We start from the raw sequence: 12665 nt of genomic DNA, 5'->3' as shown, positions 1-12665 counted from the left end.
CAATCAGGTTTTCGGCGCGGCGCCATCGGCACGGGTGGTCCAGTCGACGTCGACGACCTCGGTCTCCGGGCGATCGCCGCCATCGGTATATTCCTCGTGCCACTTGCCTTTTTCGTCCTGATAGCTGATTTCGGCCGGCTCGCCCCCGACCTGTTGTTCTGCAGCGACGATGCGTGCGGCCTGCAGGGCGTCGGAATGGGTGGGAAATGTCTCGGAGTAAACACCAGCAAGCTTGTAGGCCCAGCCGCCATCATGCGGCACGACTTCGTAGGTGACCTTGACCATTCGCATTGCCTCCCCTTCTTCCTGCAAGCCTGCGGCTACAGCGCGGATCCCGCGGCGGGATCATTCAGGAGCATCCTCACCGTCAGGCCTGCACCACTATCGCTGCGCCAGCAGAGAGTATTCCACCAAACGACGCCGACATCAACTTGAGCTTCCCACGGCGCTTGATGTAGCGGATCATTGCTTTAGATAGAGCGGGGTAATCAAGGGGACCGGGGCCGTTGACCATAACGACTATTCTGAAGGAAGAGCGACTGTTGCTGGTCGCCGTCGCCGTCGCCGTGGGCGCCTATCTCTGCGAGCACGCCGTGCTGGAGATGGGGCGGACCGCTGCCTTGATCGGTGCGGCAGCCCTGATCGCCACCATCGTCCTTGCCTCGATCCGCGTTGCCCACCACGCCGAGGTTCTGGCGACCAAGGTCGGAGACCCCTACGGGACCATGATCCTGACACTGGCCGCCGTGGCCGTCGAAGTCATTATCCTCGCTATCCTGATGACAGGCGAAAGCTCGCCGACGCTGGTGCGCGACACGATCTATTCCGCGGTCATGCTCGACATCAACGGCATCCTCGGCCTTGCCGCCCTCTTGGGTGGACTCAAGCACGGCGAGCAATCCTATAACGATGACTCAGGCAAGACCTATGGCGTCATGATCCTGACCGCCATGGGCATTTCGATGATCGTTCCGGAGTTCATACCGGAAGCCAAGTGGCACTACTATTCGGCCTTCACCATCTGCGCGATGATTGCGCTCTATGGCCTCTTCCTGCGCATGCAGGTCGGCCAGCACAGCTATTTCTTCAGCTACAGCTATCCGCGCAACGAGAAGAAGCGCAGCACCTCGGAAGCCGAGCACACCGAGGACTCGACTGTCGTGTCGATCGTCACGATCATCGTCGGTGTGGTCATCATCGGCGTTCTCGCCGAGTTCATGTCGGCCTTCATGGCCGTTGGATTGAAAGACAGTGGCGCGCCGCCGGCCATCGCCGCAGTCGTGGTCGCATCGATCTCGGCCGCGCCCGAAATCCTCACCGCCCTTCGCGCGGCGCTCCGCAACCGCATGCAGGCCACCGTCAACATCGCCATGGGCGCCTCGCTATCAACCGTCATTCTGACCGTGCCGGTCATGGAGGGGATAGCCCTCTACACCGGCCAGCCGTTCGTCATGGCGATGTCCCCCGTACAGACGGTGATGGTGACCATCACCCTGATTGCCGCCGCGATCAACCTCAACGACGGCGAGACCAATGCCATCGAAGGCATGACCCACTTCATCCTGTTCGCCACCTTCGTCATGCTGACCGGGCTAGGACTTTGAGTCTTTAATCAAGGGGATAGGTGAGCGTGCGGATTCAAGCTGGCAACCAGTTAAAGCGGGTTGGCAGGTCGAGGGCTATTGCCGAAAAGCCATCGGATGCCCGACCAAAGCGCGATCAACCGTTACGAGCTTCATTCCTTCGACCTGGCATTGAGCAATCAGAAGCCGGTCGAAAGGATCGCGAGTTTGCGGTTCAGGATCGGCAACGGTCATCACGTGCGCTATGTTTATCGGCAGTATCTCCAGTCCCAGCGCCTGAAGGTAAGTCGGGATCACATCCAAAGGAATTCTCGACGCCAGTTTGCCCAACCTCGTCTTGATCGCGATCTCCCAAAGGGTGTCGACACTCGCAAAATTGAGCGCCGTCTTCTCAGACAGCGACGATGCGATAGCTGGAAATCGTTGAGCGATATCGCCCTGGACGAGCGACAAAACGACATGCGTGTCCAGCAGGAGAAGCATGTCAGGACAGTGGCTTTAAAAGGAAGTCTTCCGCCAGCGGTTCGTCGAAGTCATCAGCGACAAATCCAACGGTGCGGACGATGCCTTTGGATCGCAGAAAGCTTTCCCCTGCCTCCACATTCAATCCAGGCTGATGCTTATGCGGCACAAGGTCGAAAACCGGGCGTCCATTGCGGGTCACCACGATCACCTGCCCGTCCTCGACTTCGCGGGCGAGTTCCGTCAGACGATTTCGGGCATCTCTGAGCGACACGGTTTTCATTGGCAGAGTGTATCCACACGCTGAGATATCGTCAATTCGACCTATGGACACGCAAAAGGCCCGCCATTTATGACGGGCCTTCAAAAACTCAATCAGTCGAAACCTTACTTGCAGGCGCCGCAGAAGCGCTGGATGCGGCGGCAGGCTTCCTCGAGCAGCTCTTCCGACGTCGCATAGGAGATGCGGAAGTTGGGGCCGAGGCCGAAGGCCGAGCCGTGGACGACGGCTACGCCTTCCGATTCCAGCAGTTCCGTGACGAAGTCCTCATCGTTCTCGATGACCTTGCCCGATGGTGCGGTCTTGCCGATCAGGCCTGCGCAGGACGGGTAGACGTAGAACGCGCCTTCCGGAACCGGGCAGGAAAGGCCTTTCGCCTGGTTGAGCATGCCGACGACCAGATCGCGACGACCTTCGAAGATTTTCTTGTTGGCGGCGATGAAGTCCTGCGGTCCGTTCAAGGCCTCGACGGCGGCCCACTGGGCGATCGACGACGCGCCCGAAGTCTGCTGACCCTGGATCATGTCCATCGCCTTGATCAGCGCCAGCGGACCGGCGGCATAGCCGATGCGCCAGCCGGTCATGGCATAGGCCTTAGAGACGCCGTTCATGGTCAGCGTCCGGTCGTAGAGGGTAGGCTCGACTTCAACAGGCGTGACGAACTTGAAGTCGCCGAAGGTCAGGTGCTCGTACATGTCGTCGGTCAGCACCCAGACATGCGGGTGCTTGACCAGCACGTCCGTGAGCGCCTTCAACTCGGCATGGGTATAGGCTGCCCCCGTCGGGTTGGACGGCGAGTTGAACAGGAACCATTTCGTCTTCGGCGTGATCGCCTTTTCGAGATCGGCCGCCGTCAGCTTGAAATTGTTCTCCTGCGTGGCCGCCACGAAAACAGGCGTACCGCCGCACAGCGCCACCATCTCCGGGTAGGATACCCAATAAGGCGCCGGGATGATGACTTCATCGCCCGCGTTCATCGTCGCCATGAAGGCGTTGAAAAGAATCTGCTTTCCGCCGGTGCCGACAATCGTCTGCTCCCAGCTGTATTCGAGACCGTTTTCGCGCTTGAACTTCGCGGCAATCGCCTTGCGCAGTTCCGGGATGCCCGAAACCGGCGTGTACTTCGTCTCGCCGCGGTTGATCGCGTCGATGGCTGCCTGCTTGATATTGTCGGGCGTGTCGAAATCCGGCTCACCGGCACCAAGCCCGATCACGTCGCGTCCTTTGGCTTTCAGCTCGCGCGCTTTCTGGGAAACGGCGATGGTGGCGGAAGGCTTCACACGGGAAAGAGCGTCGGCAAGAAAGGCCATGATGATCGGTCCTATTCGGTTGAGACAACAGAAACGCTGTGGGACCAGTTTTCTGCGGTAAGGTCTATGTCGAATGTACGACAACGTTTCAAGGGGAAAGGCGTCACCGGGACGTTATTTGTGAGCCTTCCCACGCTCGCCCGTGACACGATGGCGTGAGCGACACAGCCGATGGCTTGAAGCGGTGCTATCCTTTCCCAGATCAGCCAGAGATCGATCCGGGGAGATGATATGCGCCTGCAGACCGTCAAACGAGTTTTCGCCCTGTCCGCCACACTTCTGGCCGCCCTCCCGTCCTTCGCCGACGAGGAAACCAAGGTGATCGAGACGGACAAGGTCCGGGTTCAGGTGGAGACGGTCGCCAGCGGACTGGATCATCCCTGGGCAGTCCAGGTGCTTCCGGATGGCGCCTACATCGTCACCGAGCGGCCGGGTGCGCTACGCATCGTGCGGGACGGCAAGGTGGGTAGTCCGGTGTCAGGTCTGCCGAAGATTTCGGCCAGCGGCCAGGGCGGCTTGCTCGATGTCGCCCTCGATCCGCAGTTCCCAACCAACCGTACCCTCTACTTCACTGCAACGGTTTCCGGACAAGGCGGCATCGGCACCGCGATCTACCGCGCCGTCCTGTCCAAGGACGAAAAGCAGCTCGATGACGTCAATCGCCTTTTCCTGATGAACAAGCTCAGCGGCGGCGGCCTGCAATTCGGGGCCCGCATCGCCATAGCGCGGGATGGCAGCCTGTTCGTCGGGCTCGGCGACCGCGGCGAGATGGACCGCGCCCAGGACTTCCGGGACGACGCCGGCTCGATTATCCATATCAACGCGGATGGCAGCATACCCGTCGACAATCCGTTCAGGGACGGCGCCAAGGCGCTGCCGGAAATCTGGTCGAAGGGTCACCGCAATCCGGAAGGCATCACCTTCGACAGCGCCGATGGCACGCTCTACACCGTCGAGCACGGCGCCAAGGGCGGCGACGAGATCAACCATCCCGAGGCCGGAAAGAACTACGGATGGCCTGTCATCACCTATGGGCGCGACTACTCGGGCGAGAAGATCGGTGTCGGCACCGAAAAAGCTGGAATGGAGCAGCCGCTGTTCTACTGGGATCCCTCGATTGCGCCCGGCGGGCTTGCGGTCTATCGCGGCAAGATGTTCCCTGAGTGGGATGGCGATTTCCTTGTCGCGGCCCTCAAATTCAAGCTGATCTCGCGGCTGGAGAAGGATGCCACCGGTAAGATCATCGAGCGCGAACGGATGTTCACCGGCGATTTCGGCCGTCTGCGCGATGTTGTCGTCGCACCTGATGGCGCTCTTTTGATCACTACGGATGCCACGGATGGCACACTGCTGAGGGTCTCCCGCGCCGTCCGATGAGGCCCACCGTTCCCAGGCTGACAGCGCGCGGGCATAATGGCCTTGTCGCGCTTGGGAGCAACTGCTAACAGGCGGCCCTTCATTGTGCCGGTTGGCGCCTTCTCTCTCTTCCAACTTCCAGTGTAGCCATGACGCGCGTACAGGCGAATCTCTTACTGTTGCTGGCAGCGGCCATCTGGGGCGGCGGCTTCGTTGCCCAGTCGACCGCCATGCAGGCGATCGGTCCCTTCTGGTTTATCGGGCTGCGCTTCGTCGTCGCAACGGTCGTTATCCTGCCCTTTGCCTGGCTGGAGCACCGCAAGGCAACGGCACCCGTGAACATGAGGCACTGGCGCGCCTTCATTCTCATCGGCCTTGCCCTCTTCGGAGGTGCGGCGACCCAGCAGGTCGGCCTTCTCACGACGACAGTCACCAATTCAAGCTTCATTACCGGCCTCTACGTCGTCTTCGTACCGCTGATTGCCGTTGGCATTCTGCGCCGCCCGCCGCACTGGATCGTCTGGCCCGGCGCGCTGATGGCCTTTGCCGGCATCTTCCTGTTGTCGGGGGGTGCCCTGTCGAAGCTGACTGTCGGCGACATGTGGACCGTCGTCTGCGCCGTCTTCTGGGCCATCCAGATCACCCTTGCCGGCGCAGCGGTCACCGAAAGCGGCCGGCCACTCACCCTTTCTGCCGTGCAGTTCGCGGTCACGGGCATTATCGGCGTCGTCGTTGCAGCCGTGCTCGAGCCGATCAGCTTTGACGTCATTCGCGCCACGCTCGGCGAGATCCTCTATGTCGGCATCTTCTCCTCAGGCCTTGCCTTCGCACTGCAGGTTATCGGCCAGCGCTATACCACCTCGTCGCAGGCGGCGATCTTCCTCTCCTCGGAAGCGTTGTTCGGCGCGGCCCTCGGCGCGCTGATCCTGGGCGAGACGATTTCGCCGATCGGTTATCTCGGCTGTGCCCTGATGTTCGGCGCCATGCTTATCGTCGAAGTCGTCCCGGAACTCCTGCGACGGCGCACGCCCTCCGCATGAAAAGGCCGTCGCCGCCGACGAGTTAGCGACGTGTTAGGGGCTGTGCAAGGCCGCCGCTGCCGACCACATTTGCGAGAATATTTTCACGCCGAAATCCCCGTTGACGGTGCAAAAATTCCGGCTTGGGGCTTTCCCCGGAAAAATTGCTACGAAACCTTTCAAAGGCTCTGGGAAACAGCGTGATAAGCGCTCAATTGGCTGCGAAACTTTCCCTTGCCAAAGGCGAACAAAGACAGCACACTTCCCGCGTTCGGGCGTTTACGAGCTGGGGAAGACCTTCAAAAACTGCGCGCCGGGAACGCAGATATTCCGGTCCGCCTTGTGCAGGACGATGAGGTGGATCGTTCGCAGCGAGGCTGGGGACGGGATCCTTTCCTAACTCTGCAGGAGCTGCCTTCAGACGCCCGAATGGGTTGAGACAGTGGTGCTGCTGGAATGGTTCCCGGCAGAGAGAGAAGGACGTGAGGCATGGCTGAGACTGGGATCGTAAAATTCTTCAACACCGACAAAGGCTTCGGCTTCATCAAGCCGGATCATGGCGGCGCAGATATCTTTGTGCATATTTCGGCCGTGCAGGCCTCTGGCCTCGATGGCCTGACGGAAAACCAGAAAGTCAGCTTCGACACCGAACCAGACCGTCGCGGAAAGGGACCGAAGGCCGTAAACCTGGTGGTTTCGCGCTAACGAAAAGCCCGATGGCAAAGGGCTTTCGAAGGCCGCCAAAACCCCTGATATTCAGCCTGGGTTCACCTTGCCGCCGCTAGATTGGCGCAATCGAAGCTTAAGCATCGAATGTTCAAGTTTCTCTGCAAGGACAGGACAATGAAGATTCTCGGCAAAACCATTCTAATGTCGGCCGCTGCTGTCGCGTTGACGGTTGCGTCTCTCTCCCCCGCCTCGGCTGGTGACCATTGGCATCGCGGCAACGCCTGGGGCCTTGGGGCTGCCGGCTTGGCAACGGGCCTGATCGTCGGCTCCGCCATCGCCAGCCAGCCGCGCTATGTCGAGCCCGGCTACTACTACGACGACGGCTACGCCCCTCCTCCTCCGCCCCGCTATTACTATCCGCGCCGCGCCTACTACGCGCCTCCACCCCCGCCGCCGGCCTATTATGCAGGTGGCCTGCGTCCGTGGTCGCCCCAGTGGTCGCGCTACTGCTACGATCGCTATGCGACCTTCGACGGACGCACCGGCACCTATGTCGGCTACGACGGCGCCCGCCATTTCTGCACCGCCGGCTGATCATTTCGATACGTCACAGCAATCAAGCGCCGCTTCCGAGCGGCGCTTTTGTTTTGTGCAGGTCAGAGGCCGCGTAGATAGGGATTGCTGCGGCGCTCTTCGCCGATCTGCCCGCCCGGTCCATGGCCGCAGATGAAGCCGACGGCATCGCCCAGCGGCAGCACCTTGTCGCGGATCGAATCCAGCAACTGCTGGTGATTGCCGCCCGGAAGATCGGTGCGCCCGATGGAGCCGTGAAACAGCACGTCGCCGACATGGGCAAAATTCTGCGCCTTGTTGAAATAGATGACATGGCCGGGCGAATGGCCGGGCGTGTGGAACACCTGGAATTCGTGCTCGCCGAACGAAACGGTGTCGCCGTCCTTAAGGAAGCGGTCCGGCGTGACGTTCTGGACGCCCTCGATGTTGAAGGCCCGGCCGCGGTCTTCTATGACCTGCAGCAACGGCAGGTCATCCTCATGCGGCCCGACGATCTCCAGTCCCAGGGCTTCCTTGACTTCCTTGGCGCCGCCGGCGTGGTCGATATGGCCATGGGTCAGCCAGATAGCCTTGAGCGTGATGCCGTTTTCCTGGACGGTCTGCAGGATCACGTCGACATCACCGCCGGGATCGACGAGCACGCCTTCCTTGGTGTCGGGATCGAACAGGATGGTGCAGTTCTGCTGGAAGGGAGTGACCGGGATGATACCGGCCTGGAGCATACCCATGGAGGCCTCGCGCTATGGATGACGATACCTTGCCTATAGCGGCAAATCCGCGCCGGGACAGCCCCGAGGTGGCTCGAAATCGGTTTCAGGGCGTCCTCATCCGGTAGATACACCGTCCACAATCGGATCGGATCCTTCCCGTTGGCGTTTCGGCGGGACGCCAAATTCGCGCTTCCCAGCCGCTGCGCTAGCCATCGCCGGCGGTCAATCCGGAACCTCCTCCGATATGCCGCGTTTTCGCAGCGATCAACAATTCGTCAACACGGAGTGATACCATGATCCTGTCCAAGAACATCTTGCTCGCCGGCGTCATTCTCGCGTCGACGGCTGGCCTCGCCCGCGCTGAAATGCTGGCCACCACCGTCACCGACATGGATTTAAGATCCGGCCCGGGCGAAGAATACCCCGCCGTCGGAACCGCGACGCGCGGCTCGCAGGCCACGCTCGACGGCTGCGTCGAGGGCGGCCAGTGGTGCCGCATCGATGTCAACGGCATGCGCGGATGGGTCTTTGCCCAGTCGCTGACCGTCGACCAGGACGGCGGCGCGGTCGTCGTCGAAAAGCATGGCCGCGATCTCGGCGTCCCCGTCGTCACCTATCAAAAGGAAATCGCACCGCCGGTCTCGCCGAGCCCCGATGACGAGCTCGTCGGTACCGTGCGCAGCGATGGCACGATCGACCCTCCGCCCGGCACGGTGCGGACCTACATCGACGCAAATCCAGTCGATGCCGTCGAGTACCAGGGCGATGTTGCCATTGGCACCGAGCTCCCGCAGACCGTGACGGTGCGCACCATTCCCGACTATAAGTACAGCTATGTCCGGATCAACGGCCAGCGGGTCCTGGTTGACCCCGGCACGCGCCGCGTCGTCTACGTCTACAACTGATAGTCCGGTTTCGATCATGGAGGGCGGCCTTGCGGTCGCCCTTTTGTCGTTCGGGCTGGTATCGGGCAAGAGATGCGCTTTCCCAGAGCCCGGTCGCACCGCGCCCATGGCGCCTTCCCGGCCAAAACCCTGCAAACACGGGAAGACGTTCAATCGGCCAACGACACCGGCGTCGTCCTGCGCTAGGTTATCCCTGTCCCAAAAGAGGAAAGGATCGCTGAAGGTGCCAGGCCAGACGAACGAGAAGGTCAAGTCGGAACTGCTGTCGACGCCACTGCAGAACACAGGCGGCATCGATTTCGAGATCATCGAGCTGCTGTTCTTCGCCTATCGCGACTTCGTCTCCGATCCGGACGCCATTTTGGCCACGGGGGGCTTCGGAAGAGCCCATCATCGAGTCGTGCATTTCGTTAACCGTGAACCGGGCATGACCGTTGCGGACCTTCTCGAAACGCTGAAGATCACCAAGCAAAGTCTGGCAAGGGTGCTCAAACAGTTGATCGATTCGGGTTATATTCACCAGGTTGCAGGGCCTGAAGACCGGCGGCAGCGCAAGCTCTATCCGACCCAGGCGGGTCGCGACCTGGCGCTGGCGCTGGCCGAGCCGCAATCGCGCCGCATTGAAAAGGCATTCGAGGGCAATTCGACTATGGCGCGCGAAAGCGTCAAGTCATTCCTGCGGGGGATGCAGGACAGACAAAGAAACGAGACGGATTGAATGACGACAAAAATGCCCATCTCGGACGACGCCGCCCATCTGCTGGTCGTGGACGACGACACCCGTATCCGGGTACTTCTCAATCGTTACCTGATGGAAAAGGGATTTCGGGTAACGGTCGCCGCTGAAGGCGCCGAGGCCCGCCGCAAGCTTGAGGGGCTGGATTTCGACCTGATCATCATGGATGTGATGATGCCGGGCGAATCCGGCATATCGCTGACGGCGGCGCTGCGCGACATCAAGAACATTCCGATCATCATGCTGACCGCACTTGCCGAATCCGATTCCCGCATCGCAGGTCTTGAAGCCGGCGCCGACGACTATCTGTCAAAACCCTTCGATCCGCGCGAACTGGTGCTGCGCATCAACAACATCCTGAAGCGCAACTCGCCAGCCGACGCGCCGAAGATCGAGCAGGTGATGTTCGGCCCCTACACCTTCTCGCTGTCGCGCAAGGAGTTGAAGCGGGCGTCCGAGGTCATCCGTCTGACAGACCGCGAGCAGGACATCATGCTGCTCTTTGCCAAGAAAGCCGGCGAAACCATTCCGCGCTTCGAACTGATCGGCGACGACGCCGATGTCGGAGAACGCACGATCGACGTGCAGATCAACAGGCTTCGCCGCAAGATCGAGGACGACCCGGCCAACCCTGTCTGGCTCCAGACCGTGCGCGGCATCGGCTACCGCCTGAGTACCGACTAGACAAAGCCGCCCGAGCCGGCAGGACCCGTAGAGATGGCAGCATTCGACACGATCAGGCGCAATCACGAGCATGTGCCGACATCGCGCATCAAGTCGGCTAACCGCTGGCTGCGCCGTCGCCTGCCGACCGGCCTCTATACGCGCTCGCTGCTGATCATCATCATTCCGATGATCCTGCTGCAGGCCGTCGTCGCGGCCGTGTTCATGGAGCGCTACTGGCAGATGGTGACGCAACGGTTGTCGACGGCGACGACCCGCGATATCGCCAGCATCATCGACATCATCCAGACCTACCCGCAGGATCCCGACTACACCGAGGTGACCCGCATCGCCCGCGACAAGCTGGGCCTTGCCATCTCGATCGAGCCGAACAGCGAGCTGCCGCGGCCGCTGTCCAAGCCGTTCTTCTCGATCCTGGACGACATACTCAGCGAGGAAATTCACGACCAGATCAACCTGCCCTTCTGGATCGACACCGTCGGCGATTCCGGCGTGGTCGAAATCCGTATCAAGCTCAATGACAAGATCCTGCGCGTCTTTGCCCGACGCAGCCAGACCTATGCGTCGAACACCCAGATCTTCATCTTCTGGATGGTCGGCACCTCGCTGGTGCTGATCATCATCGCCGTCCTCTTCCTGCGCGGCCAGATCAGGCCGATCGAGGCTCTGGCTCGCGCTGCCGAGAGTTTTGGCAAGGGGCAGCGGCTCGAGACCTTCCTGCCGCGTGGCGCCGACGAAGTCCGGCGCGCCGGCCTTGCCTTCATCCTGATGCGGGAGCGCATAGAACGGCAGATCGAGCAGCGGACCGCGATGCTGAGCGGCGTCAGCCACGACCTGCGCACCGTTCTCACCCGCTTCAAGCTGCAACTGGCCCTTGCCGGCGACAATCCGGACCTCGCCGGTCTCAACGAGGATGTCGAGGACATGCAGAGCATGCTCGAAGGCTACATGGCCTTTGCGCGCGGCGAGGCGGAGGAGGATGTCGGAACCCTGACGCTGACCGACCTCTTCGACCGCCTGGAAGTCGACTTCAGCATGCACGGCAAGTCGCTGAGCTATACGGTTGAAGGCGACAACATCATTTCCGTCCGCCCCAATGCGTTCAACCGACTGGTCACCAACCTCGCCTCCAACGCCAGGCGCTATGCCAACACCTTGCGCATCGACGCCAAGCACAGCGCCCGCTGGCTGACGGTCATCTTCGACGATGACGGTCCCGGCATTCCGGCGGCCAACCGGGAGGACGTCTTCAAGCCGTTCTTCAGGCTGGATGCCGCGCGCAATCTCGACAATTCCGGCACCGGCCTTGGCCTGTCGATTGCGCTCGACATCGCCCGCAGCCATGGCGGCAACATCACGCTCGGTGACAGCCCGCTCGGCGGGCTGCGCGCCACTGTCCGCCTGCCAGCCTGAGGAGAGCCCATGTCCATCGACCTGAAAGCCATGACCTGGCTGAACCCGCCACCCCTCTCCGAGATGCGAGACGGGCGGTTATTCGTACGCTCCGGCGACAAGACCGATTTCTGGCAGGGCACCTACTACGGCTTCCACCGCGATGACGGCCATTTCCTGCAGCAGCGCCGACGCGGCGATTTCACCGCCGGCGTCAGCTTCCTAGGGCATTACGAGCATCTCTACGACCAGGCCGGACTGATGATCCGCCACGACGCCACCCACTGGATGAAATGCGGCATCGAGTTCACCGACGGGGCGAAGCATTTCAGCGTTGTGGTGACCAATGGCCATTCCGATTGGTCGGCCTTTCGGCTCGATCATGAGTTCGACGCGCTATCCGTGCAAGTGACGCGCAACGGCGATGCCCTGTTCATTCAGTATCGCACGGACCGGATGAGCGATTGGCAGATGGCAAGGCTCGCCTACTTCGACCCGGCTATCCCGGACCTCGCCGTCGGCCCGAGCTTCTGCTCGCCGCAGAGGGCCGGCTTTGAAGCGGAGTTCTTCGATTTCAGCGTCACCGATCCGGTGTCGCGCGACATTCACTGACAGGCATAAGCGCCTGTCACATCATCTTCCGGCCGTTCGGCGTGCCGCGCTCGACGGAGGCGAGGATGATGGCGCCCGTGTCATCCTCGAAGCCGAGGGTCAGCACTTCGGATCGAAACGGGCCAATCTGGCGGGGCGGGAAATTGACGACGCCCAGCACCTGCCGGCCGATCAGCGTTTCCAGCGTGTAATGCACGGTGATTTGCGCCGAGGATTTCTTGATGCCGATCTCGGGGCCGAAATCGATTTTCAGCTTGAATGCAGGCTTGCGCGCCTGCGGAAAATCCTCGGCCTCGATAATCGTGCCGACGCGAATGTCGACCTTTTCGAAATCGCCATAGGTGATTTCTTCTGTCATGCAGAACTCCTTCGAG

The 12665-nt window shown here is 61.1% G+C and carries 16 protein-coding genes; 10 read left to right on the top strand and 6 right to left on the bottom strand.

Features of this window, described 5'->3' with window-relative positions; translation table 11 throughout:
* Nucleotides 1-3 precede the first annotated feature (3 nt).
* Nucleotides 4-285 carry a DUF2188 domain-containing protein gene (locus tag VH564_RS09905; protein WP_423339986.1) on the bottom strand — a complete coding sequence of 94 codons (282 nt, stop codon included), beginning with the start codon at nt 283-285 and terminating at the stop codon, nt 4-6.
* 317 nt (nt 286-602) lie between these two features.
* On the opposite strand from VH564_RS09905, the gene VH564_RS09900 reads away from it, so the two are divergent.
* The gene (locus VH564_RS09900) at nt 603-1604 is read left to right on the top strand and encodes a calcium:proton antiporter (protein WP_423339985.1); all 1002 of its coding nucleotides are present in this window, start codon (nt 603-605) and stop codon (nt 1602-1604) included.
* Between the two features lie 75 nt (nt 1605-1679).
* Here the strand turns inward: VH564_RS09900 and VH564_RS09895 are convergent, their stop codons facing one another.
* The 3 genes from VH564_RS09895 to VH564_RS09885 form a co-directional block, all read right to left on the bottom strand.
* The gene (locus VH564_RS09895) at nt 1680-2066 is read right to left on the bottom strand and encodes a type II toxin-antitoxin system VapC family toxin (RefSeq protein WP_423339655.1); all 387 of its coding nucleotides are present in this window, start codon (nt 2064-2066) and stop codon (nt 1680-1682) included.
* A 1-nt stretch (nt 2067) separates the two neighbouring features.
* Nucleotides 2068-2328 (bottom strand): type II toxin-antitoxin system Phd/YefM family antitoxin, encoded by a 261-nt coding sequence (locus VH564_RS09890; RefSeq protein ID WP_423339654.1) that lies wholly within the window; start codon nt 2326-2328, stop codon nt 2068-2070.
* 104 nt (nt 2329-2432) lie between these two features.
* Nucleotides 2433-3635, bottom strand: coding sequence for a pyridoxal phosphate-dependent aminotransferase (locus VH564_RS09885; protein WP_423339653.1), 1203 nt, complete (start codon nt 3633-3635; stop codon nt 2433-2435).
* Between the two features lie 231 nt (nt 3636-3866).
* Between VH564_RS09885 and VH564_RS09880 the strand changes: the two genes are divergently transcribed.
* The 4 genes from VH564_RS09880 to VH564_RS09865 all read left to right on the top strand — a co-directional run bounded on the left by VH564_RS09880 (nt 3867) and on the right by VH564_RS09865 (nt 7273).
* On the top strand, nt 3867-5012 hold the full coding sequence (locus VH564_RS09880) for a PQQ-dependent sugar dehydrogenase (protein WP_423339652.1): 1146 nt from the start codon (nt 3867-3869) through the stop codon (nt 5010-5012).
* A gap of 128 nt (nt 5013-5140) precedes the next feature.
* On the top strand, nt 5141-6031 hold the full coding sequence (locus VH564_RS09875; RefSeq protein WP_423339651.1) for a DMT family transporter: 891 nt from the start codon (nt 5141-5143) through the stop codon (nt 6029-6031).
* A gap of 468 nt (nt 6032-6499) precedes the next feature.
* Nucleotides 6500-6715, top strand: a complete 216-nt coding sequence (locus tag VH564_RS09870; RefSeq protein ID WP_423339650.1) for a cold-shock protein — start codon at nt 6500-6502, stop codon at nt 6713-6715.
* 138 nt (nt 6716-6853) lie between these two features.
* Complete coding sequence (locus tag VH564_RS09865) at nt 6854-7273, top strand: BA14K family protein (protein ID WP_423339649.1); 420 nt, start codon at nt 6854-6856, stop codon at nt 7271-7273.
* Nucleotides 7274-7335: 62 nt separating this feature from the next.
* Here VH564_RS09865 and VH564_RS09860 read toward each other — a convergent pair whose 3' ends face one another.
* Nucleotides 7336-7974: an MBL fold metallo-hydrolase gene (locus tag VH564_RS09860; protein WP_423339984.1), complete on the bottom strand. Its 639-nt coding sequence runs from the start codon at nt 7972-7974 to the stop codon at nt 7336-7338.
* A gap of 281 nt (nt 7975-8255) precedes the next feature.
* Here VH564_RS09860 and VH564_RS09855 point away from each other — a divergent pair, with 281 nt between their 5' ends.
* From VH564_RS09855 to VH564_RS09835, 5 genes are all read left to right on the top strand, one after another.
* Complete coding sequence (locus VH564_RS09855; RefSeq protein ID WP_423339648.1) at nt 8256-8867, top strand: DUF1236 domain-containing protein; 612 nt, start codon at nt 8256-8258, stop codon at nt 8865-8867.
* 223 nt (nt 8868-9090) lie between these two features.
* Nucleotides 9091-9585, top strand: coding sequence for a MarR family winged helix-turn-helix transcriptional regulator (locus tag VH564_RS09850; protein WP_423339647.1), 495 nt, complete (start codon nt 9091-9093; stop codon nt 9583-9585).
* Entirely contained in the window at nt 9586-10287 is a 702-nt protein-coding gene (locus VH564_RS09845) for a response regulator (RefSeq protein ID WP_423339646.1), read from the top strand.
* A 33-nt stretch (nt 10288-10320) separates the two neighbouring features.
* On the top strand, nt 10321-11700 hold the full coding sequence (locus VH564_RS09840; protein ID WP_423339645.1) for an ATP-binding protein: 1380 nt from the start codon (nt 10321-10323) through the stop codon (nt 11698-11700).
* Between the two features lie 9 nt (nt 11701-11709).
* The gene (locus VH564_RS09835; protein WP_423339644.1) at nt 11710-12291 is read left to right on the top strand and encodes a DUF1349 domain-containing protein; all 582 of its coding nucleotides are present in this window, start codon (nt 11710-11712) and stop codon (nt 12289-12291) included.
* A 16-nt stretch (nt 12292-12307) separates the two neighbouring features.
* On the opposite strand, the gene VH564_RS09830 is transcribed toward VH564_RS09835, so the two are convergent.
* Nucleotides 12308-12649, bottom strand: a complete 342-nt coding sequence (locus tag VH564_RS09830; protein WP_423339643.1) for a tRNA-binding protein — start codon at nt 12647-12649, stop codon at nt 12308-12310.
* Between the last annotated feature and the right edge of the window lie 16 nt (nt 12650-12665).

It is taken from the genome of Rhizobium sp. HT1-10, from assembly GCF_049472505.1.
GTDB lineage: Bacteria > Pseudomonadota > Alphaproteobacteria > Rhizobiales > Rhizobiaceae > Rhizobium.
The sequence above is the reverse complement of the archived record's forward strand: the minus strand, read 5'-3'. Positions and strand labels throughout refer to the sequence as shown.

Coding starts and splice junctions, on each gene's coding strand:
- VH564_RS09905 (WP_423339986.1), bottom strand. CDS start 285: ATGGTCAAGGTCACCTACGAAGTCGTGCCGCATGATGGCGGCTGGGCC.
- VH564_RS09900 (WP_423339985.1), top strand. CDS start 603: ATGGGGCGGACCGCTGCCTTGATCGGTGCGGCAGCCCTGATCGCCACC.
- VH564_RS09895 (WP_423339655.1), bottom strand. CDS start 2,066: ATGCTTCTCCTGCTGGACACGCATGTCGTTTTGTCGCTCGTCCAGGGC.
- VH564_RS09890 (WP_423339654.1), bottom strand. CDS start 2,328: ATGAAAACCGTGTCGCTCAGAGATGCCCGAAATCGTCTGACGGAACTC.
- VH564_RS09885 (WP_423339653.1), bottom strand. CDS start 3,635: ATGGCCTTTCTTGCCGACGCTCTTTCCCGTGTGAAGCCTTCCGCCACC.
- VH564_RS09880 (WP_423339652.1), top strand. CDS start 3,867: ATGCGCCTGCAGACCGTCAAACGAGTTTTCGCCCTGTCCGCCACACTT.
- VH564_RS09875 (WP_423339651.1), top strand. CDS start 5,141: ATGACGCGCGTACAGGCGAATCTCTTACTGTTGCTGGCAGCGGCCATC.
- VH564_RS09870 (WP_423339650.1), top strand. CDS start 6,500: ATGGCTGAGACTGGGATCGTAAAATTCTTCAACACCGACAAAGGCTTC.
- VH564_RS09865 (WP_423339649.1), top strand. CDS start 6,854: ATGAAGATTCTCGGCAAAACCATTCTAATGTCGGCCGCTGCTGTCGCG.
- VH564_RS09860 (WP_423339984.1), bottom strand. CDS start 7,974: ATGCTCCAGGCCGGTATCATCCCGGTCACTCCCTTCCAGCAGAACTGC.
- VH564_RS09855 (WP_423339648.1), top strand. CDS start 8,256: ATGATCCTGTCCAAGAACATCTTGCTCGCCGGCGTCATTCTCGCGTCG.
- VH564_RS09845 (WP_423339646.1), top strand. CDS start 9,586: ATGACGACAAAAATGCCCATCTCGGACGACGCCGCCCATCTGCTGGTC.
- VH564_RS09840 (WP_423339645.1), top strand. CDS start 10,321: ATGGCAGCATTCGACACGATCAGGCGCAATCACGAGCATGTGCCGACA.
- VH564_RS09835 (WP_423339644.1), top strand. CDS start 11,710: ATGTCCATCGACCTGAAAGCCATGACCTGGCTGAACCCGCCACCCCTC.
- VH564_RS09830 (WP_423339643.1), bottom strand. CDS start 12,649: ATGACAGAAGAAATCACCTATGGCGATTTCGAAAAGGTCGACATTCGC.